21 protein-coding genes are annotated in these 20948 nt (G+C 39.1%); 7 read left to right on the forward strand and 14 right to left on the reverse strand.

What is annotated here, in order from left to right; all coding sequences use genetic code 11:
- Nucleotides 1-90: 90 nt before the first annotated feature.
- Together DDE80_RS10690 and DDE80_RS10695 are read right to left on the reverse strand one after the other, a co-directional pair.
- Nucleotides 91-480, reverse strand: a complete 390-nt coding sequence (locus DDE80_RS10690; protein ID WP_161952318.1) for a GNAT family N-acetyltransferase — start codon at nt 478-480, stop codon at nt 91-93.
- A gap of 54 nt (nt 481-534) precedes the next feature.
- Nucleotides 535-1083 (reverse strand): RNA polymerase sigma factor, encoded by a 549-nt coding sequence (locus DDE80_RS10695; protein ID WP_108307648.1) that lies wholly within the window; start codon nt 1081-1083, stop codon nt 535-537.
- Nucleotides 1084-1252: 169 nt separating this feature from the next.
- Here DDE80_RS10695 and DDE80_RS10700 point away from each other — a divergent pair, with 169 nt between their 5' ends.
- Together DDE80_RS10700 and DDE80_RS10705 are read left to right on the forward strand one after the other, a co-directional pair.
- The gene (locus tag DDE80_RS10700; RefSeq protein ID WP_108307650.1) at nt 1253-2647 is read left to right on the forward strand and encodes a dipeptidase; all 1395 of its coding nucleotides are present in this window, start codon (nt 1253-1255) and stop codon (nt 2645-2647) included.
- A gap of 23 nt (nt 2648-2670) precedes the next feature.
- A complete protein-coding gene (locus DDE80_RS10705; RefSeq protein WP_153060896.1) occupies nt 2671-3270 on the forward strand; it encodes a hypothetical protein in 600 nt (199 codons plus the stop codon).
- A gap of 66 nt (nt 3271-3336) precedes the next feature.
- On the opposite strand, the gene DDE80_RS10710 is transcribed toward DDE80_RS10705, so the two are convergent.
- Nucleotides 3337-3900 carry a nitroreductase family protein gene (locus DDE80_RS10710; RefSeq protein ID WP_108307654.1) on the reverse strand — a complete coding sequence of 188 codons (564 nt, stop codon included), beginning with the start codon at nt 3898-3900 and terminating at the stop codon, nt 3337-3339.
- A 98-nt stretch (nt 3901-3998) separates the two neighbouring features.
- Here DDE80_RS10710 and DDE80_RS10715 point away from each other — a divergent pair, with 98 nt between their 5' ends.
- Nucleotides 3999-5477: a DUF6583 family protein gene (locus DDE80_RS10715; RefSeq protein WP_108307656.1), complete on the forward strand. Its 1479-nt coding sequence runs from the start codon at nt 3999-4001 to the stop codon at nt 5475-5477.
- Between the two features lie 69 nt (nt 5478-5546).
- Nucleotides 5547-5672 (forward strand): hypothetical protein, encoded by a 126-nt coding sequence (locus tag DDE80_RS15620; RefSeq protein WP_282432397.1) that lies wholly within the window; start codon nt 5547-5549, stop codon nt 5670-5672.
- A 35-nt stretch (nt 5673-5707) separates the two neighbouring features.
- Here DDE80_RS15620 and DDE80_RS10720 read toward each other — a convergent pair whose 3' ends face one another.
- The 5 genes from DDE80_RS10720 to DDE80_RS10740 are packed head-to-tail and all read right to left on the reverse strand — an operon-like array spanning nt 5708 to nt 11757.
- Nucleotides 5708-6424: a glycerophosphodiester phosphodiesterase gene (locus DDE80_RS10720; RefSeq protein WP_108307658.1), complete on the reverse strand. Its 717-nt coding sequence runs from the start codon at nt 6422-6424 to the stop codon at nt 5708-5710.
- A 22-nt stretch (nt 6425-6446) separates the two neighbouring features.
- Nucleotides 6447-7313 (reverse strand): GNAT family N-acetyltransferase, encoded by an 867-nt coding sequence (locus DDE80_RS10725; protein WP_108307659.1) that lies wholly within the window; start codon nt 7311-7313, stop codon nt 6447-6449.
- 11 nt (nt 7314-7324) lie between these two features.
- Complete coding sequence (locus DDE80_RS10730) at nt 7325-9145, reverse strand: ABC transporter ATP-binding protein (protein WP_108307661.1); 1821 nt, start codon at nt 9143-9145, stop codon at nt 7325-7327.
- Nucleotides 9142-10851: an ABC transporter ATP-binding protein gene (locus DDE80_RS10735; protein ID WP_108307663.1), complete on the reverse strand. Its 1710-nt coding sequence runs from the start codon at nt 10849-10851 to the stop codon at nt 9142-9144. Before DDE80_RS10735 ends, DDE80_RS10730 begins: the two co-directional genes overlap by 4 nt.
- A 12-nt stretch (nt 10852-10863) precedes the next feature.
- A complete protein-coding gene (locus DDE80_RS10740; RefSeq protein ID WP_108307665.1) occupies nt 10864-11757 on the reverse strand; it encodes a DMT family transporter in 894 nt (297 codons plus the stop codon).
- A gap of 121 nt (nt 11758-11878) precedes the next feature.
- Here DDE80_RS10740 and DDE80_RS10745 point away from each other — a divergent pair, with 121 nt between their 5' ends.
- Complete coding sequence (locus tag DDE80_RS10745; RefSeq protein ID WP_108307666.1) at nt 11879-13903, forward strand: bifunctional diguanylate cyclase/phosphodiesterase; 2025 nt, start codon at nt 11879-11881, stop codon at nt 13901-13903.
- Between the two features lie 52 nt (nt 13904-13955).
- Here DDE80_RS10745 and DDE80_RS10750 read toward each other — a convergent pair whose 3' ends face one another.
- Both DDE80_RS10750 and DDE80_RS10755 read right to left on the reverse strand, forming a co-directional pair.
- Nucleotides 13956-14420 carry a threonine/serine exporter family protein gene (locus DDE80_RS10750; protein WP_108307668.1) on the reverse strand — a complete coding sequence of 155 codons (465 nt, stop codon included), beginning with the start codon at nt 14418-14420 and terminating at the stop codon, nt 13956-13958.
- A 15-nt stretch (nt 14421-14435) separates the two neighbouring features.
- Nucleotides 14436-15191 (reverse strand): threonine/serine exporter family protein, encoded by a 756-nt coding sequence (locus DDE80_RS10755; protein ID WP_108307669.1) that lies wholly within the window; start codon nt 15189-15191, stop codon nt 14436-14438.
- Between the two features lie 91 nt (nt 15192-15282).
- On the opposite strand from DDE80_RS10755, the gene DDE80_RS10760 reads away from it, so the two are divergent.
- Nucleotides 15283-16692, forward strand: coding sequence for a polysaccharide deacetylase family protein (locus DDE80_RS10760; protein WP_108307671.1), 1410 nt, complete (start codon nt 15283-15285; stop codon nt 16690-16692).
- A 71-nt stretch (nt 16693-16763) separates the two neighbouring features.
- On the opposite strand, the gene DDE80_RS10765 is transcribed toward DDE80_RS10760, so the two are convergent.
- The 4 genes from DDE80_RS10765 to DDE80_RS10780 form a co-directional block, all read right to left on the reverse strand.
- Entirely contained in the window at nt 16764-17936 is a 1173-nt protein-coding gene (locus DDE80_RS10765) for a saccharopine dehydrogenase family protein (RefSeq protein WP_108307676.1), read from the reverse strand.
- Nucleotides 17937-18074: 138 nt separating this feature from the next.
- A complete protein-coding gene (locus DDE80_RS10770) occupies nt 18075-18902 on the reverse strand; it encodes an undecaprenyl-diphosphate phosphatase (protein ID WP_108307672.1) in 828 nt (275 codons plus the stop codon).
- A 118-nt stretch (nt 18903-19020) separates the two neighbouring features.
- Nucleotides 19021-19755 (reverse strand): GTP pyrophosphokinase, encoded by a 735-nt coding sequence (locus tag DDE80_RS10775; protein ID WP_108307674.1) that lies wholly within the window; start codon nt 19753-19755, stop codon nt 19021-19023.
- Between the two features lie 53 nt (nt 19756-19808).
- On the reverse strand, nt 19809-20435 hold the full coding sequence (locus tag DDE80_RS10780; RefSeq protein WP_108307675.1) for an NAD(P)-dependent oxidoreductase: 627 nt from the start codon (nt 20433-20435) through the stop codon (nt 19809-19811).
- 230 nt (nt 20436-20665) lie between these two features.
- Here DDE80_RS10780 and DDE80_RS10785 point away from each other — a divergent pair.
- Nucleotides 20666-20948 (forward strand): IS110 family transposase (locus tag DDE80_RS10785; protein ID WP_153060897.1); only part of this gene is annotated, 283 nt, incomplete at its 3' end.

Here is a 20948-nt window from a genome sequence, read left to right on the forward strand (position 1 = left end):
TTTACTTGTCTATAGAGCAAGTGTACCATATTTTCAGTCAATTGAGATAGCAAAAGCTACCCCTTGACTGACCTCGCTTTCATCCCATAGCTAAAGCAATGGGCTTTCTCGCTCGGAAAATCTGTAATGATGATGTGCAGCCTCTGTTAGTAAAGCACGTACAATTTCTGTACCAAAACCACGACGCCAATAGTGCTCCGCTAAATCATAGCCAATCTCTACTACCCCACTTGCCCCGTTCATATCATTAAAACCTGCTGAGCCAATGATTGCATTTTCAAGTAGTACGCTATAACGTAGCGCATACGGCGCATCATTAATTATACGAATCATAGCAAGTGCTTGATCAGCTGTAGTAAACGGCTCAATATTCATATATTTTGCAACACGTGGATTAGCCCAAATTTTATACAAATCCTCTGCGTCATCATCGTGCATTTTACGTAAGCGCAAACGCTCTGTTTGTAAAACATCTTTCATGATTACCATCCCCCCATAAAAAAAGTAGCCTACATAATTGTAAGCTACCATTTATCATACAGGCATAACAACTTCTGCTGCTACTTTGTCTGCCATTAACATTTCTTTTAAGCGTGCTTTAGCGCGAAATAGTCGCGACTTAACAGTACCAATTGATACTTTCATAACATTAGAAATTTCAATTAATGAGTACTGCTCGATATAGAAATACCATAATGTTTTTTCATAAATGGCATCTAATTGCTTCATTTTAGTTTGAATTAATGTACGCACCATATCTTTTTCGACTTTTTCCTCAGTTAATTCCTCACCACTCGGCACTAAATCTAATAAAGAAAAGTCTTCTGTATCTTGTTGAATGGTAATATGTTTACTACGGCGCATTTTTTTGCGGTAACGATCACGGAATGTATTCATACAGATGGTTGTTAACCATGCTTTTTGATGTTCAACATTTTTTAAGTTCTCTTCATAGCGTACTACTTTCACCCAAACTTCTTGCATTAAATCTTCTGCCTCTGCCGTATTACGTGTTAATTTTAGGCATAGGTGATAAATGTAGCGATTGTACTCCTCATAAATTGCTGTTACTTGTTCATTCATCTGTAACGCCCCCGTTCGTTTTCTTTGTTACTCTCATTCTCGCAAAAACGAACCTTACGCTCTATCGTATTGGCTTTCAATTACATTACAATGCTGTAAGGTTAGGGGATATGATTTGTCATGTTATACTTATTTTATAAGACGCAACTAAGGAAAAGAGGTTTCATTCATGGCAAATTTACAACAGCTTGATGCTTACTTTGCTGAGCATCGCGCACAACATTTACAAGAAGTGCAAGATTTTTTACGCATCCCAAGCATTAGCTCATTATCTGAGCATAAGGCTGATATGACAACCGCAGCAGATTTTTTAGCAAAAGCACTTACTGCAATCCACATGGATAACGTTGCTGTATTACCAACAAAGGGACACCCTGTCGTATATGGTGAATGGCTACATGCTAAAGACAAACCAACTGTATTATTTTACGGACATTATGATGTGCAACCCGTAGATCCACTCCATTTATGGGATAGCGCACCGTTTGAACCTACCATTCGTGACAATAAATTATTTGCACGTGGCGCAAGCGATGATAAGGGACAAGTTTATATGCACCTTAAAACAATTGAGGCATTATTTGCGATTGATGGTGAGCTACCTGTAAATATTAAATTTTTAATTGAGGGCGAAGAAGAAATCGGTAGCCCAAGCTTAACGGCTTTTATTGAAGAAAATAAAGACAAGCTTGCTTCCGATTTAATTGTTATTTCGGATACAGGATTATATGCACCTGGTAAACCAGCAATTTGCTACGGGCTTCGTGGTTTAACAGGCGTGCAAATTGATGTACGCGGGGCTAAGGGCGACCTTCACTCTGGTCTTTATGGTGGTGGCGTACAAAATGCCATCCATGCTTTAACTGAGATTTTAGCATCCTTCCGCGATGAGCATGGCACGATTCAAGTAGAAGGTTTTTACGATAATGTTTTACCATTAACTGAAGAAGAACGCGCTGCTTATGCGGCACTTAATTTTAATGAAAATGATATTAAAGAAGAAGTTGGCGTAACTGAATTATTTGGTGAGGCAGGCTACTCTTACCTAGAACAAACTTGGGCACGCCCAACACTAGAAGTTAACGGTGTATTTGGGGGCTTTTCTGGTGAAGGTATTAAAACCGTATTACCCGCTCAAGCAGGCGCAAAAATTTCGTGCCGTCTAGTACCTAACCAAGACCCTGAGGAAATTGTAGCGTTACTTCGTGCACACATTGAAAAACATAAGCCTGTAGGGGTAGAAGTTGAAATTTCAGAGTTTGATAAAGGTAAGCCTTATCTTACACCGTTTGATCACCCTGTTATTCAAGCAGCTAGTGCATCTTACGAAAAAGTGTATCAAGTACCAACGGCGTTTACACGCGGAGGTGGCTCAATTCCGATTGTCGCGTCCTTCGATGAAATTTTGCAGGTACCTGTTGTTTTAATGGGCTTTGGTCTTTCAAGCGAAAACTTCCATGCACCTAACGAGCACTTCCATCTCGAAAACTTTGATAAGGGGCTTCGTGTCATTGGTGATTACTATACTTCATTAAGTAATTTTAAGCCTGCTGACTTAAAATGATGCGTGTTGTTAGTTGGTTGCTTTTGATTTTAAGCGCAATACCAGTTGGTCTAATGGCGGTCGAGAGCTATATTAGCAGCGATATGCTGAAAAATAATCTCCAAGATGTAACAGCGATGACACTCAATTGGCAAGGTCAAAGCTTTAGTATCGAAGAACGACTTGATGATGATATTTATCTCGACAATTGGCAAAATAAAATACAAAAAGGTACACTACAACTCAAACATAATGGCGAAGTTTTTCAAGAAGCTGAACTTCCTGTTCGGATTGATAATGCTACAAGCGATCGCTATTATGGATTACTTGCTTTTATAAGTAATGAAGATGCCCTACACGTACTAATTAATAAAACACCTAATGAGCCTTTTGAAGAAAAAACAATTGTACAAGTTACAACCTTTACAAAAGACGGTGACCAAACAACGCACGTAATAGATAAAGAACGCACGTTTAAAGACAAATATTTATTACATGTCGCTGGTATTAGCTATGAAGGCTACGTCACTACGCTCAATTATCGCTGGCCTTCAATATTTTTCCCTATACTTTATCCATTCGGCACACTTGTGCTTAGTTTAATTTTACTTATTTTTATTTACACAAAAAGAAGAATTGCCTAGACAATTAGGCGATTCTTCTTTTTTGAAACTTCTTCTTTATTCATTCGTAAACTATATAGAGAATAATTATTCACCAAATAATGTTGTGATGTCTGCTACTGGCTTGCGTTCACGCGCTACAGGTAGCTCATCCCAATGACCAAACTGAAGCATACACATAACGCGCTCACCTGCGGCTGCACCAATTGCTTCTCGAAATTTAGGGTTATCTAAAAATACAGGTGTCTTCCAGCACGTACCGATACCCTTGTCTAATGCAAGCAGTTGCGCATTTTGTACCATAGCACTCGCTGCTGCGAAATCTTCTAGACGATGTTTTTGACGTACATCTTCAGGGATAATGACAAACGCTACACCACCTGCTAACGTAAATTTCTGCATATGTGTTGTTACTTCTTGTTCGGTGAGCTGTGCCCAGTTTGGCAAAGTAATATCGCGTAATAAAGTAATTACTTTTTCGTAACGCTCACCACCCGCTACAACAAAACGCCACGGGTTACGCATACCATGGTTCGGTGCCCATACTGCATCTTCAAGCACTTCCATAATTGCTTGTTCTTCAACCGCTTGACCGTTCATTTGTTTAATTGAACGACGATTTACAATTGCTTCTCGTACTGTTAATGCCATCTTTATCTACTCCTTTATTATGTACTATATGTAGTATAACTGATTGGTGAAAGACAATTCGAGACTTATGCTTACTACTAAAATTTGGAGGCGATACTATGAGTAAAAAAGGGATTATTGGTATTATTATTGCGGCTGTCGTGTTAATCGGCGGTGGCGTAGCATTTGCCCTGCTAAATAAATCTCCTAAGCAAGCGTACATGCTTGCAGAAAAAGATAATTTAGAAAACTGGCAATCACTATTTGAAGCTCGTTACGATAAAGAACTAGAATGGTACGAAAAAACACAAAACGAGAAGTCTGAAAGCGATGCGACTATCAGCTTTAAAGTACCAGAAAATGCTAACGATAATTTTGGCATGCTAGCGATGTTGAACACATTTTCACTTATAATGAATTCTCAAAACGACTTAAAAGAAGGCATAAGCAATAACACAATTACTATTAATATGATGGGCAACCCGATTGGCAACCTGTTAGTTGGTTTAAACAAGCATGATTTAACTGTAGGCACCTCATTAACAAATACGATGAAAATTGATGATAAAAAGCTTTCGGAGTACCTAGCTACGCAAGGTATGGAAGGTGCAGATATTGATTTCACTGAAGTATTTTCACCTGAAGGTATTAAACAGCAACAACAAGATGCTGAGTATTTAGCCCAACATTATTTCACTGTGTTTTTCAAAAGTTTAGATGACAAAAACTTTACAAGCAACAAGGGTGAAGTTGATGTTTATGGCTCTAAAGTCAAAGCTGAAAACATCGTTATGACATTAGATGAAGCACAAATTCGTAAAACAGTAAAAGCCATTTTAGACGAATTAGCTAAAGATGAAAAAACAAAAACAATTATCGAGCGCAATATGAAAACACAAAGCTTTGGCATGGAAGGTGTAGAACAACCTACAATGGAAGATTTCTATGCAGAAATTGATAAAGCTCGTGAAGATATTGATTCTGCTGAGTTACCAGACGAAGTAAAATCAAGCATCTGGGTAAATAATAAAATCATCGTTAACCGTGACTTAACTATTACAGAGAAAGACGACACATTTGCTGTTAAAGGTATGCGCGATGTGAAGAAAAACAATAGTAACTTCAAATATGTTTTAACTGCACCAACAGGTGAAGAAGCAACATTGTTAGGCGAGTTAGTATTTGATGGTAAAAAAGTGAATGACTTAATTGAATTTACCGTAGACCAAACGACAGTTACGTATACAGCAAACGAAGATGTGACGGATACAAACCGTATTTTCGAACGTAAAATTACAGCTTCAGATAAATCTGGGGAGTTAGGTTTACCTGCAACAAACGGTGCTATCGCATGGGATGGCGAAATGACGTATGAAAAAGATACTTTTGATGGCGTACACAACTTTGTCGTTACAACGGATGCTGAAGAGCTAGGTCGTATGATAATCGATTCAAAAACGAAACTCGTGAAAAGAGTTGAGCCTATGACATTCGATAGTACGGTGGAAAATTTATCTGATAAAACACCAAAAGAAATTGATGCTTACCTTGAAGAAGTAATGGGCAATTTATTTGGCTCACTTTTAGGCGGTATGTAAGAGAAGGTGACGTTTTATGTTACTATTTATTAACAACAATCTAAAGCAGTTGAAGCGGCAAAGGGTACAATGATTTTATATATTTCACATGACCTAGATGAACTACGAAATGTGTGTCACCGCATTATTAGCTTAGGCGATGATGATTTTTACTATACGTTATTACAAGGCACAACTACGATAACCAAATTATAAAAGGCGGCAGGACAAATTGTCCTACCGCCTTTTGCTTAAGCAAAAAATGCTGCCATTTCTGCTGGTTGATCTGTAAAAATACTATCCACACCAAGCAGCGCAAGCTCTTGTGCATAAAGTACATCATTTACTGTATACACACGAACCGTATTATCATGACGTAATGCTTGCGCAATTGAATTACGGAAAGCAGATGGTAATGTAACGTGCATCGCTTGTGCTGGGATACGTTTTGTATACGCCTCAATATCAATTACCACAGCACCAAATAATGCTGCGATTTCAATATCTTCGTCTAATGCATAAACACGCTGTAATGCCTCATGATCAAATGAAGAAATAATTACGCGTGTCGCCATCTGATGTTCTTTTACAATCGCAAGCACTTTTTGCTCTAGCCCTTCATACATAAATACATCTGATTTTAATTCGATATTCACACGCTGTGTTGTAGCCGCAAAAAGTGCCAACACCTCAGTAAGTGTTGGGATTTTTTCACCCGTAAAACGTTCGTCAAACCACGAACCAAAATCAAACTCACGTAATTGTGCTAGCGTATAATCTTTCACAAAGCCTTGACCATTAGAGGTGCGGTCGATTTTTTCGTCATGAATGACTACAACCTCGCCGTCCTTAGTCATATGAACATCTAACTCTACACCTGTAATCGCTAGCTCAGCAGCCTGTCGAAAGGCGGCCATTGTATTTTCGGGATGCGTACTTGACGCACCTCGATGTGCATAAATTTCCATCCAATCACTCCTTTTAGTTGCTTTACCCTAATTTACGAACATAGTAATCCGTTTGCTGTGATAATAGGAAGTGATTCTTTTTATAAACACTTAGCGCTTCTTCGTTTTCCATTTCGACTTCAATCATAACTTTAGTGCCGCCCTCATGTAAGGTATAATATTTTGCCCATGCCAACATAGCTGAGGCTACACCTTTACCACGCGCTGTAGCTTTAGTAGCGAGTGCTGTAATCCACTGTACATTACCTTGACGTGTTGTAGTAATTGTACCAACCACCTCATCACCATCATAAGCTACCCATAATTTACAGCCATCTGCTTCAGTACTGTAAGCAATTAGCTCAATTGCTTCCTCTGGTAAATCACCAAAAGCCTCTGCATAAATTGCGACAATATCTTGTTGTTCATTATAATATTCACGCATCTCATAACTTGGCATAGCTGCGACAGCAGGCGACTCTAAAACTGCTTCTGAAAAACTATAATGATAACCAAAACGCTGTAAAAAGCGCTGCTCCTTACCTTCGCCCTTTACTACTAATGCCAGTTCGCCTTCGCAGTCGCGCTTAGCTAATCCTTCACGCAATGCTTCGATCACTAGTTTGCCAATGCCTACAGAGCGGTACATAGGGGCAACAAGCGCCGACCACTCATACGTATTAAAACCAATAATATCTGCGGCACTAGCAATCGCAACTACTTTATCTGTTGTATCATCATAGGCAATAACGACAAAGCCTTTAACGTCATAACTTGGCATGAGCGCATACTTTACTACTTCCTCATAATGTTTCCCATCCGCCTCGTAGGCAGTTTGTAAAAGCTCGCCTACCTCCTCATACGTTTGTTGATCTAGCGGAAATGATGCTGTAATGATTGATATGTTCATACCTTAACTCCTTATTGTTTACTGTTAGCAAGCATCGTAGCATAAACGCCACCTTGCTCAATTAATTGTTGCTGTGGTCCTGCTTCAATAAGCTGACCTTTTTGCATAACAAAAATCGTGTCTGCATTACGCACAGTATTTAAGCGGTGCGCAATAACAAAACTTGTACGTCCTTGCATTAAATACTCTAGCGCCTCTTGGATTTTCATTTCTGTAATTGTGTCAATACTACTTGTCGCTTCATCTAGCAATAGTATTTTAGGGTCTGCAAGCAACGCACGAGCAATGGATAAAAGTTGTTTTTGTCCTTGTGAAATCTCACTTCCATCAGCTGTTAACACCGTATCATAACCTTTAGGTAATGCTTGAATAAAGTCGTGAGCGTTTGCTTTTTGAGCTGCAGCTATAATTTCGTCTCGTGTAGCACTCAAGCGCCCATAACGAATATTATCCGCTACCGTAGCTTCAAATAAGAACGGATCTTGCAGTACAAATGCTAGCTGACTACGCAATGTGCTACGAGCAATTTCTTTAACATTTTTACCATCAAAGGTAACCGCTCCTTCATCTACATCATAAAAGCGTGCAAGCAGTTGCATAATTGTAGTTTTCCCTGCACCTGTTGCGCCAACGAGAGCTACCGTCTCACCCGGGGCTACTGTAAAGGTAATATGTTGTAACGTCGGTATAGCCGCATCTTTTTCATAAGAAAAGCAAACATTGTCAAAAGCCACAGCTCCTTGTAGCTCCAAGTCGTGTTGGGCGCCTTCATGATCTTTTTCTGCGGGTTCATCCATAATAGCAAAAACACGTTCTGCCCCAGCAATTGCTGATAATACCGTATTAAACTGATTTGCTAAATCATTTAATGGCCGTGTAAACTGTCTCGCATATTCTGTAAAAATAACGATAACCCCTACCGTAATATAGCCTTTTACTGCTAATAAGCCACCAACTCCCGCGACAATAGTAAAACTAAAATTGTTTAAAACGTTCATAATTTTAGGGATATAGCCTGAATACGACTGAGCCCAAAAACTCGCGCGGCGCAGTGCTTTACTGCGTTGTTCAAACTGTTGTTGCATGCGTTCCTCTTGTGAAAAGGCTTTAACAATACGCTGACCAGAAATCGTTTCTTCAATCATGCCATTAAGAGCACCTACAGCTTGTTGTTGCGCCTTAAAAAGTTTGCCTGTGCGACGTGTTACCCAGCGCATACCATAAAACATCGTAGGAATAATGACCATCGTTAATAACGTTAATAACGGGCTCAAATACAACATTACTACTACTGTACCTGTCAATGTAATGATGCTCGAAAACACTTGGATAAAAGCAGTATTTAACGTAGCGTTTACCGCTTCAATATCATTTGTTGCCCGACTCATTAATTCACCGTGCTGACGTTTATCAAAAAAAGTGATTGGCAACTTTTGAAAATGACTAAAGAGCGCTGTACGCATTCGATAAATCGTTTGCTGCGCAATACCAATCATCCAGTAGTTTTGAAAAAATAATGATAAAGATAGCACAGCATAAATGGCAACCAAACTTATCACCCATACCATCATGCCATCCGTCGTACCCACTTTAACGAATGTATCAATCATTTTACCGATTAAAAAGGGACCTAATAATGATAACGCCGAACTCACAACGACCATTACTAAAACGATGATTAATAAGAAGCGTTGCTCATCAACAATATGCCAAATACGACGCAATGTTTGGCGCCAATCGTTGGCCCGTTGCTTTTTCTTTTTCGGTGCGGCATTTTTAATATCCTCTTTCGTTAACAAAGGTTCATAGCCAAAAGGTCGTCGTATACTCATCTCGCTACCTCCTGTTGTGAAGCTGCAATTTGTTGATACAGCTCATTCGTTTGAAGCAATGTATCATGGGTACCTAGCGCAACGAGACGCCCTTCCTCTAAAACAGCAATTTTATCTGCACCTTTGGCTGTTTGTATTTTTTGCGTTACTACAAACATCGTTGCTCGTTGTGCTTCGAGTGCTTGCCATAATGCTTGCTCCGTTTTTACATCTAATGCGCTCGTACTATCGTCTAGTATTAAAATAGGGGCCTGACGCACGAGTGCTCTTGCAATGGACAAACGTTGTTTTTGCCCACCGGATAAATTCACACCTTTTTGACCTACGACAGTGGCATACCCATCATCAAAAGCTGTAATAGATTCATGAATTTGCGCTTGTTTCGCTGCAGCTACAGCTTGATCAGTACTCGCGTGCTCTTGCCCCCACAAAATATTTTCTTCGATGCTACCGCTAAATAAAATAGATTGTTGTGGCACATAGCCTATCATTTGACGTAACGCTGTAATATCTAACGTTGCAATATCTTGATTAGCGAGGGTAATCTTACCTTTTGTCGGTTCGTAAAAGCGCAGCAATAATTGGAGCAACGTTGATTTACCTGAACCAGTAGCACCTAAAATCGCTAATTTTTCACCCGCCTTTACAGTGAATGATACATCTTGCAGAACATAAGGCGTTGTTTCGCTATATCGAAATGATACATCGTGAAAGCCGATGTCACCATTTATGACGTGCGTATTGTCTCCGCTATACTCTACACCTTCATTTACGACTAAAACTTCTTCCATCCGTTCAGCTGAAGCTTTCGCACGTGCAAATAAAATAATAATAAAAACAAACATCGAAAAGATCATCGTAATGCGCATCGTATAGTTAATAACTGCTACAGCTTCGCCTAATTTCATGTCACCTGCACCTACAAAGCTTGCGCCGAACCAAATAATACCTAGCATGCTGACATTCATGACAAATAATAATATTGGCTGAATATACTCCATCGTACGCATCGCTTTCATCGAGTCGATTTTTAAATTACTCGCAATCTCTGCAAAGCGCTTAGTTTCATATTCACCACGCATATAAGCTTTTACTAAACGAATGGCTTGTAAATTTTCTTGCAGCTTGCGATTTACACCATCTAAGCTTTTTTGCACTTTACTAAATAACTGAATGCCCTTTGTCACCATCACAAATAAAAAGATAGCGAGTAGTGGCGCACTAATTAATAAAATAGCCGCTAGCTTTGCATTCACATAAAACGCCATAATAAAACTACCGATAATAGCCAGTGGTGCGCGTAGCATAATACGCAACAACATAAATAACACTTGTTGCACATTACCCACATCATTCGTTAAGCGTGTAATGAGCGCTGACGTAGGGTATTTAATATAAGTTGCCATCGTAAATGACTGGATTTTAGCAAACAAAGCGCTACGTAAATCAAATGCAAAGCTTTGCGCAACATGCGCGGAAAAATAAGAATTAACGACACCTGCTATAAAGGTTACAATCGTCAATACGAGTAAAATTAACGCCCATTCATAAATCGTAGAAACATCTTTTACCATTACACCTTCATCAATAATTTTAGCCATGATTAAAGGTTGAATGAGCTCCACAAATAATTCAAATAACATTAAAGCAATTGCAATACCTGCAAACCATTTATACGGCTTGGCATAGGCAAATACTGTTTTCATTTTGTCACCGCCTTATTTATTACCTGCTACTGAGAGCCACGTTACACAAACTAACATTATGACAATACCGATAACTTGCCACATTCCTAAAGTAGCGCCAAACATCACTACTGAAATTAACATCGCTGTTAATGGCTCAATGCTAGATAGTACGCTTGTTTCTACAGGCGAAATATACTTCATGCTACTTAAAAACAATACAAATGCAGCTGTACCGAATAAAATAAGCAAAGTGAGAAGTATTATCATTGTACCATCTTTTAATAATACCCATTCAGGAGAGCGCCATAAGCCCGTACCAATACCTAAAAGCATACCTCCTAAAAACATACCCCAGCCTACAACGACTAACACACCCCACTCTTTCATTAAACGTGCAGGGTAAAGCGTATAAAAAGCAAATGATAGCCCGACTGCCACCCCCCAAATCAGCGCCTTCGTACTAACGAGTAGCGTATCGAATGATGCATTCGTTAATAGTAAAAATAGCCCAACTAACGTCCCTGCTATACCTAGTACTTGATAGCGTGGTGGGAATTTACGCATACTTAATGAGACGTATAGCACAACGAAAATCGGGGCTAAAAATTGTAGTAAAGTTGCTACGATAGCATTACTTGCATCAATTGTAGCTACAAAAGAGTATTGTAGACCTAACATACCAAATATACTAAAAATAAATAATTGCTTTAGCCAAATCTTCTGTTTCCATATTGTTGAAACTTTCTTTTTTAAACCAATTTGCAAAAAAAGTAATAATAAAATCCCTGCTACCGTTAAACGAATCGTCAATAAAAAAGGTACTGTTAAAGGTGTCTCACTCAGTAGCCACTCCATTAAAGGACCTGTTGCTCCCCATAGCATTGCGCCAATTACAATCATTAGCACACCTTTTAATCTTTGCATTTATGCACCTTCCTTCCTATACTTGTGAATAGATATTCAATTGATAAACCGAAAATAATGACTAACTGATAATTATTCTTTATAATGAAGCCATTGTTATAAAATTAAGGAGCCATTACATATGAGTAAAAATCAAAAAAATAATATTATAGATGCCGAATATGCGGAATTACTACCATTCCCTACCTTTATTATTAATGAGGAAGGTACTATTACCCAATGGTCCACTACTGCTGAAATTGCCTTTGATACTTCACAAGAGGCTATAATTGATCAATCTATGACTGTATTAGCAAACTATTTCACTGATACGTTCCCTTTTAAAACATTGCAAGAACTAAGCAATAAACCAAAAGCAAGCCAATTGACAGAAATCTCAGTAAAAACAAAAGATGGTTCATCAATGCGCGCTGATTTTGTCACGCAATCTTGTACATACCAAGGACAAAAAAGTTTACTATGTGCTGTTGTGTTTGAAGATACTAACGTCAACGGTGCTGTTTTGTTAAAAGAATTAGTGGACATGCGCCTCGCACTAGACGAAACACAAATGCTTGTCACCCTCGATCATGAAGGGTTTATTTTAGCTGCTAATGATAATTTTTTACGTGCAAGTGCTTGGACACCAAAGCGTATTATCGGCAAGTCATTTTGGCAACTCTTTCCGGATAAAACCCATGGTAACACTATCCCTGAACAAATTTGGCGCTCCTTACAGCAAGGTAATGTGTGGCATGGAGAAGCTGAGCAACTTACTAAAAACGGCTCCACGTACTGGACAGCACTTACAGCTATCCCTACTTACTGTCTAATTCGCAAAACGAGTCGCTTTATTTTACTGTGCCAAGATATTTCCCATACGAAAAATGAACTGACCAAGCTACAAAAATATGCTTATGTAGATGCAGAAACAGGGCTTCATAATTCCTACTGGCTAGAAGATGAAATTACCAAACTTGTTAAAGAACAACGAGAGTTTTCTTTCGTTTATTTAAGCATTGATAAATTTTATACCATTAAAGAATTGCATAGCTCTGAACTCCAAGAATCATTAGGCTCTTTATTTAAGCAACGACTTGAGACATATTTCCAAGACAGTACGATTGTCCGCATTAATGAAATCGATTTTGCGCTATTAACATCATTAAGTGATTGGTTTATCGAAGGCTTCTTACACTATCTCGAAAAAAACCCTATTTATTACGAACGCGTAGCGCTACCCATTTCTATTAGCGGTGGTATTACTCGCTTCCCATCTGCCTTTACAACCTATACACAATTAATGAAAACATCAACAGCTACTGTAGCAAAAGTTCGCAGTGAGGGCGGCAATAAAATTGTATCATTAACACCTGCACATCACCGACAATTAAATCGAAAATCTTTACTAGAAACACGTTTATTAAAAGCGCTTGACGAAAAAAACCTACAAGTATTATATCAACCCCAAATTGATGGCAAAACAAATGCCATTGTAGGTGTTGAAGCATTCGTTCGTTGGCATGACGAAGTAGTAGGTACCGTCTCACCTGGTGAGTTAATACCTCTTGCAGAAGAGACAGGGCTCATCCATCAAATCGGTTTATTTGTATTACGAGAAGCGTGCTTGCAAGCGGTCAAGTGGTCAGAAGCCGGCACGCCTATTAAAGTGAGTGTCAACAGCTCTGTGCGAGAGTTCAGAGATAAAAACATGGCTAGTAGTGTAATGAAAATCTTACAAGAAACACAGTGCCCACCCACTTTACTTTATTTTGAAATCACAGAGAAATTTGCTTTAGAAGCAGAGTTCGCTAGCTCTATCCAAACCCAACTCGAACAGCTTGAGCAACTTGGTGTCTCTTTTGTATTAGATGACTTTGGCACAGGGTATGGTTCATTCCGCTATATGCAAATTTTACCGATTACCTCAGTCAAAGTAGATGAAACTTTTATTCATGCTACGCACAAATCACCTAAAACAAAAAGGCTTGTACATAGCATGGTGCAACTCGGAAAAAATCTAGGGCTTACTGTAGTAGCAGAAGGTGTAGAAACAAAAGAACAGTGGCACTACTTAGCGTCAATAGATTGCGACATTATACAGGGCTATATTATTAGCAAACCTGTAACTGCGAATGCCATCAGTGAAAAATTGCACAACGCATAATAAAAACCCAAACAATCCTATTATTATTAGATGATTGTTTGGGTTTTTGCCTCTATTTTTTAGGTAGCGCATGCTGTCTACGCAAGCGGCGCAAACTTCTAAATACTAATTGCATTAATACCTCTGCAAAGACTAGTCCCATTGCAATAGCGCCTGAAATCATAAACGCTTTTGAACCGTATTGTAAACTCATTAAATAATCATTTTCTACCGCACTGCGCATAGCATTATAAGCGATGCCACCGGGCACTAGTGGAATGATACCTGAAACGTTAAAAACAATCATCGGTGTTTTATATTTACGCGCTAAAGCATGAGCAGCAATAGCCACAGCAAAAGCTCCTAAAAAAGAAGCTTGTACAGGATCTATTTCTTGTAGCGTACATTGATAATATACGAGCCAGCCCATAGCACCAACTACCCCACAGGGAATGACCCGATTTAACGGCACATTAAAAATAATACCGAAACAGGCTGTAGCAACAAAGCTAACACATAGTTGTATTGCATAATCCATCATCTACATCCCCTTTTAAAATGATAAAACAATTGCAATGCCTGAGCCTATTGCAAAAGCTGTCAAAAAAGCCTCTGCTCCTTTTGCTAAGCCTGATAATAAATGACCTGACATTAAATCTCGTACTGCAATGGTAATCGGTAAACCAGGTACTAGTGGCATAACTGAGCCGATAATAATTTTATCAAGTTGCGAGCCAAATCCATATCTCACCGCAAAAAAAGCGAGTAATCCTACAATAAGCGATGCGGTAAACTCTGAAAAAAAACGCACGCGCGTTAAGTCATGCGCAATTAAGTAAGTAAGGTAGCCCATGCCACCTGCTACCATAGCGGCGAAAAAATCTTGCCACTGTCCATTAAACATAATAAGAAAGCTCCCGCTCGCTATAGCAGCAGCAATTACTTGGACATAAGTCGGTAAAAAATAGTTTGTAGATTGTATCTTTTGCAACTCGTCGTGCGCTTCTGCTAGTGTTATGATTTGAGTGGACAATTTTCGAGACACTGCATTCACCAACGCTACTTTTTCTAAATCGGTGCTTCGTCGGGCAATGGAGGTAATGCGTGTAGGCTGCGTAGGACCTAACGATAAAATAATACCTGTAGAAGTGACATAGCTTTGGACATTCATAATGTTTTGCGACTGAGCCATGCGTTGGATCGTATCTTCTACGCGATAAATTTCTGCACCACTCTCAATCATAATGCGTCCTGCTAATAACAAACTCTCTAGCGCAAATTCATTGATTTGTACTTCATTATTCGTCATGATCGTGCCTCCTTATCATATTTTCACAACTTTTTTCGCGTGACATACGTCTAATTTTATATCACTACAGAAGGAAGGAGTTTCACCCATTATGCAACCTAGAAAACGTAGACGCAAGCCCATTATCGACTTTGTATTAATTGCTGTTCTCGCGTCTCTCACAGCTGCTGTTGTACTATTTGTATTAGCCGATACAGAAAAAAATACAGCGACTGAAAAAAAAGAAAAAGCTAACCATATCTCTACAGAAAGTTCTGCTTTCGAAGGGATTAGTATTACTACAGACGCGTCAAACAACCCAAACATCCCCTACGCTTTGCACTATCCTAAGACAGAAGACGATGCCTTTAATAAAGAAGTACGCAACTACGTCTCTACTGCCAAAAAAGCTTATTTAAAAGAACTCGAAACTTTAGCACAGTCAGAAGATGATGATGTGATTCCTTCGCTGACAATCGACTTAGAAACTGTACCATTTAAAGATCATTATTTTTCATTCCTTTTAACGAACACTACATATACCGGTGGCATTGATGAAAAGGCAATGATTAAAACGTACTTCTATGACAACATGCATAAAAAACGTGTAACATTAGCAGAAGTGTTAGGTAATGATTCGTCGTATCTCGAAAAACTTGCAGCTTATGTACAAAATGATTTGTTAACAAATGAAGAGTGGCAAGCTTCTCTAATTACAGACAATGTGATGCGTGCTACAGCACCAAAATGGGAGAACTTCGAACGCTTTGCTTTCCGCGATGATACGCTTGTTTTTTACTTTGATGATTATGAATTAACGGCTAGTGCTACTACTACACCAACAGTAGAAGTGCCACTTAACTTTATTAATCCTATTTTAGCAGAAGGCTACCAAGTGGATAATACGAGCGCAAAAAATATTTTATCACCACCAGTAAGAGAACTAGATCCTAACGGTAAATATGTAGCGCTAACGTTTGATGATGGGCCAGAACCTGGCTCGACAGAAAAAATTCTAGATGTCCTAGATAAATACGATGCAAAAGCTACATTCTTCTTACTAGGAAATCGCGTACAATACTACCCTGAGATTGTACAAGAAGAGTTAAAACGCGGGCACGAAATTGGCAACCATTCATGGAGCCACCCTGTATTAACTAATTTAGGTATCGCCCAAGTACAACAAGAAGTAAATCGTACAGAAGAAGCCATTCGTAATGCAATCGGTCAAGGAGCTACGGTCTTCCGCCCACCATACGGCGCTGTCAATGATACTGTACGTGCACAAATTCCGACACCTGTTATTTTATGGTCAATCGACACACTCGACTGGAAACATCGCAATGCTAGCCAATTGCTACCGATGGTTAAAAAATCAATGCACAACCATGCAGTCATTTTAATGCACGATATTCATCAGTCTACAGCAGACGGTTTAGACAGTGTGCTCGCTTACTTAAGTAGCGAAGGCTATGAGTTTATTACCGTGTCTGAAATGGAAAAGTTAACAGCTAACTACTAATAGACAAAAAACGCCTACCATCAAAAGTATAAACTTTTACGGTAGGCGTCTTTTTATTTTCGAATAGTATCTCACCCTTTAACAATCATTGAAGAGCGATGAATTGTTTCCTTAATGCGAATATTACGCTTTGCCATTTCCTCAATATAAATAGCACCTGGCACTACACTTTCTGGTGCAGAAACACCGCGTGTTGTAATCGTGCCGTTTCCAACCATTTGAGCTACAATAGAAACCGAGCTAGCTGTAGCTTTAGCCATAGCTGTCTCTTCGTTCTCAGCACTGCGCTTTAATACAAGTTCATACTCATTTGTCACTTGTTGCTCCGCTTGATCACCAGATACTAGCACACGCACTAATAGCACATCTGCTTTTTTGCCCGCTTCTAATTTTTTACTTAACGCTTCACGAATTACTTTGCGCACATTAACGGTCTTACCATCAATTTTTACGCTGTTAGCAATATCAAAAAGCCCTAAGTCGACAAGTAATTTCATTTTTTCGGCGTGCCCTTTATAGCGTACCGTTTTATAAGATAATGTTTTAACTGCTGGGTAACTTTCGGCTAGTGTCGAGATACCACCCGCTGTATAAAATGCTTCTAATACACCTAGCTCATCAAAGTAAATCGGCTCACAACCTGACATTGAAGGGTAAGTTTGTTCCTTCCATTTGTGAATGCCTTTTGCTTCACCACTATAATAATCAAACATACGTTCAATTGAGAACACTTCAATATAATCAATCGGCGGGATAGGCTCTGCAGGGATATCCCCTGCGTACAGTTTAATTTCTTCTACCTTATCTAATTTCGAAGCACCGTATCCTGTTAAAATGTTTGTCATTCCTGGTGTTACACCTAGCTCTGGAATAATGGTCACACCTGCGGCTTGTGCTTCTTCGTGTAAAGCAAATACTGCATCTGTCGCGCCTGCCATCGAGCCACCTAAGTCAATGCTATGCACGCCTACCGCAATAGCTAAACGAGCAATACGCTCATTATGTGAGTAGAACATCGCATTAATAATGACATCACCTTGAGCAAGCACTTCTTTCAGCGCCTCATCATTTTCAAAGCGGAGCTCTACTGAACGCAACTTATCGCTAGCGATGCTCGCAGCCACTTGCTGTGCTTTGACACAGTCGGCATCGATGAGCACAATATCATTAACCCCTTCGCTACGTACCAAGTCTTTCGCAATTGCTTTCCCCATGAAACCTGCACCTAATAAAATTACTTTCATTGTTTCCATCTCCCTTCAAAACTACTTATGACATATTCCCCCTTATTATAACCCATTTTTTCTACAATACGCACAATTATTTAATTTTTCAAAAAATAAAAAGAGCAGTTGAGTATTAAAACTCAACTACTCCTACACTTAGAAGAATAAGATTACAGCTAAAACTGCAGCTAATACTAAACGATAAATGGCAAATGGCGTCAATTTCACTTTATCAATTAATGCAAGGAAGAACTTAATTGAAATTAAAGCGAACACAAATGAGCTAATGAAACCAACCACATAAAAACTCATATGGTCCATTGAAATTTGGTCCCAGTTTTTTAATACAGATACTAAGCTTGCACCTGCCATAATTGGCACAGCCATAATAAATGTGAAATCCGCAGCTGTTTTATGGTTCATACCAAATAGTACACCACCAGAAATTGTTGCGCCTGAACGTGAGAAGCCTGGCCACAATGATAAACATTGTACTAAGCCTACTTTAAAGGCTAAACCATATGACATTTGGTCAAGCGATGTAATCTTTGGTTTTTTCGGACCAAATTTATCAGCCACTAACATTAAAATAGCCCCTGCTACTAAAGCATAGACGACGGTTTCAACTGAAAATAAATGATCATCAATAAAATCCTTCAATGCAAAACCTACTACTGTAGCCGGTAACATTCCTACGATAACGTGAGCTAAGTTAAATCGTTGCATCATTGGCTTACCATCAATTTTATAAAGTCCAATTAAACTAAACAAGCGTTTCCACATGACTACGACTACTGCAAGTATCGAGCCAAGCTGCACGACAATTTTAAAAGTATTAGCTGAGTACTTGCCTAAAAACTCTTCGGACTTTAACCACATATCATCCACAATAATCATATGCCCTGTAGAAGATACTGGCGCAAACTCTGTCATCCCCTCAACGAAGCCAAGTATGAGGGCCTTAACTAATTCAATAATTTCCACGATTTCACCTATCCTTTTTTATAAATATGTCTATTATGCTAACGTTTGTTTTGCTAACAAGTTGCTTTTTTCACGTCCTCTAGTATAACACGAAAAAAGACGAGGTTTTACCCCTCGTCTATTTTGTATACATCCCGATATTCTCCATAAGTTCTACCATTACTTGACCGAGGTCCTCGCGCCCAACTAATAGATCATCTTCTCCGTCATGCGCCTTTAATACATTGACCTCATTGTTTAAACGTTCCATCTTTTTATCTAAATGCGCTGCAGCAATAGCCGCTTCATGTAGCTCATTGGTCAATGCCTCTGGTATTTGCTTATTGTATTTATAATAAATTTTATGCTCTAAGCTTGCCCAAAAGTCCATCGCAATGGTACGGATTTGCATTTCTACATATACTTTTTCGGTATGTGCTGACATAAAGACAGGCACCTTCATAATAATATGGAGACTTTGGTAGCCATTTGGCTTTGGATTTTTTATATAATCCTTTACCTCGACAATTTCAATATCACTTTGACGCGCAAACATCTCCATAACACGATAAATGTCTGATACAAATGAGCATACGAGACGGATCCCCGCGATATCGCGAATGCGCTCACGAATTTGCTGTAAGTTAAGTGGTACACCTTGTCGATACACTTTTTTAAATAAACTTTCGGGTGATTTGACGCGTGCACTTACATGCTCAATTGGGCTATTTTCATGTGTTAAACGAAACTCTTCCTGCAAAATATTAACGCGCGTCGTAATTTCGTCTAATGCAAATTTATAAGCCATCGAAAAGCGCGTTAACTCTTCACGTAGCTCGGTGACTTGTTTTCTTGTTATTGATGCTGAAGCCATTTTGCTCATCCTTTATCGTTACAATTTGACTTCATTGTACCGAATTTTTACGGTTAATTCACTACAGAAATACGTTCGCCCACATGTTTTCCATTTTCAACTTCATCCATTAGCGCAATAGCATAGTCAGCGTAGCTAATATAACTCTCACCTTGTGCATTCGTATGAAAGACTTCGCCGCCGAGCGTATAATGGCCGGTACGTTCACCTTCTAAATCAAACATGGCAGCTGGGCTAATATACGTCCAAGTTGCGCTAGATTGTTTATAATCCGCTAAGCTTTTTCCCATATTAATTGCCGTTGGTAAATAAGCATTAGGGAAATCTTTCATATCGCTTAAACGTCTTGTTTTGCGCTCATCTGTAAATAAGCTACCTGCACCGCCTACTACTACTAAGCGCACTTGAGGCGCATCCTCAAAGATACTAATTAAATGTTGGTTAGCGCTCACATGCATTTCTTCTTTGCCAGCAGGCGCATTAAATGTACTAATTACAACATCAAATGGCTCGATGTCTGCTGTTGTTAAATCAAATAAATCTTTTTCTATTACTTTAACATCTTGCGCTAGCTTTGTTTCATCACGCACAATTGCCGTCACAATATGCCCGCGCTCAATCGCCTCAGCTAAAATTTTTTGTCCTGAATGCCCGGTTGCTCCAATAATTGCGATATTCATCATAAATACCTCCTAAAATTTTTGTCCTTCTTAGTATTTTCCACATAGAAACAAAAAATAAACGTTTAGCAAAATCATATTCTGTCCTTGTCACGCAGTACAATACAGAGAAAGGAGCATTCCTGTTAGAAGAATTTTCGGGGACTTGAAAACAAAAAAGCCCTCTCGTATGATGTTTGAGTGTCAACCGAACAAATTGACTCGCACATCTACAGAGAGGACTTACAATCATGAATTTTAATACGAATGAAAAAATTAATCAAGTTTCTGAAAATACGTTAGTCATCGGCATCGACATCGCGAAGCACAAACATTTCGCTTGTGCGGTGGATGATCGTGGTCGTGTGCTCCAAAAATCCTTTCCGATTTTCCAATCGCGCATTGGGTTTGAAGCGTTTTACGAACGTCTACTTGCGCTCAAACAGGCGCATGAAAAACAAGAAATCCTTGTTGGTTTCGAGCCAACAGGTCACTACTGGATGAACTTAGCTGCGTTTCTTACACAGTACGGGA

Origin of the sequence: Metalysinibacillus jejuensis (assembly GCF_003057615.1) — a bacterium.
Taxonomy (GTDB): Bacteria; Bacillota; Bacilli; order Bacillales_A; family Planococcaceae; genus Metalysinibacillus; species Metalysinibacillus jejuensis.

Excerpts from the sequence above, each read along its gene's own strand:
- DDE80_RS10690 (WP_161952318.1), bottom strand. The coding sequence starts at position 480 with ATGAAAGATGTTTTACAAACAGAGCGTTTGCGCTTACGTAAAATGCAC.
- DDE80_RS10695 (WP_108307648.1), bottom strand. The coding sequence starts at position 1,083 with ATGAATGAACAAGTAACAGCAATTTATGAGGAGTACAATCGCTACATT.
- DDE80_RS10700 (WP_108307650.1), top strand. The coding sequence starts at position 1,253 with ATGGCAAATTTACAACAGCTTGATGCTTACTTTGCTGAGCATCGCGCA.
- DDE80_RS10710 (WP_108307654.1), bottom strand. The coding sequence starts at position 3,900 with ATGGCATTAACAGTACGAGAAGCAATTGTAAATCGTCGTTCAATTAAA.
- DDE80_RS10715 (WP_108307656.1), top strand. The coding sequence starts at position 3,999 with ATGAGTAAAAAAGGGATTATTGGTATTATTATTGCGGCTGTCGTGTTA.
- DDE80_RS15620 (WP_282432397.1), top strand. The coding sequence starts at position 5,547 with ATGATTTTATATATTTCACATGACCTAGATGAACTACGAAATGTGTGT.
- DDE80_RS10720 (WP_108307658.1), bottom strand. The coding sequence starts at position 6,424 with ATGGAAATTTATGCACATCGAGGTGCGTCAAGTACGCATCCCGAAAAT.
- DDE80_RS10725 (WP_108307659.1), bottom strand. The coding sequence starts at position 7,313 with ATGAACATATCAATCATTACAGCATCATTTCCGCTAGATCAACAAACG.
- DDE80_RS10730 (WP_108307661.1), bottom strand. The coding sequence starts at position 9,145 with ATGAGTATACGACGACCTTTTGGCTATGAACCTTTGTTAACGAAAGAG.
- DDE80_RS10735 (WP_108307663.1), bottom strand. The coding sequence starts at position 10,851 with ATGAAAACAGTATTTGCCTATGCCAAGCCGTATAAATGGTTTGCAGGT.
- DDE80_RS10740 (WP_108307665.1), bottom strand. The coding sequence starts at position 11,757 with ATGCAAAGATTAAAAGGTGTGCTAATGATTGTAATTGGCGCAATGCTA.
- DDE80_RS10745 (WP_108307666.1), top strand. The coding sequence starts at position 11,879 with ATGAGTAAAAATCAAAAAAATAATATTATAGATGCCGAATATGCGGAA.
- DDE80_RS10750 (WP_108307668.1), bottom strand. The coding sequence starts at position 14,420 with ATGGATTATGCAATACAACTATGTGTTAGCTTTGTTGCTACAGCCTGT.
- DDE80_RS10755 (WP_108307669.1), bottom strand. The coding sequence starts at position 15,191 with ATGACGAATAATGAAGTACAAATCAATGAATTTGCGCTAGAGAGTTTG.
- DDE80_RS10760 (WP_108307671.1), top strand. The coding sequence starts at position 15,283 with ATGCAACCTAGAAAACGTAGACGCAAGCCCATTATCGACTTTGTATTA.
- DDE80_RS10765 (WP_108307676.1), bottom strand. The coding sequence starts at position 17,936 with ATGAAAGTAATTTTATTAGGTGCAGGTTTCATGGGGAAAGCAATTGCG.
- DDE80_RS10775 (WP_108307674.1), bottom strand. The coding sequence starts at position 19,755 with ATGGCTTCAGCATCAATAACAAGAAAACAAGTCACCGAGCTACGTGAA.
- DDE80_RS10780 (WP_108307675.1), bottom strand. The coding sequence starts at position 20,435 with ATGAATATCGCAATTATTGGAGCAACCGGGCATTCAGGACAAAAAATT.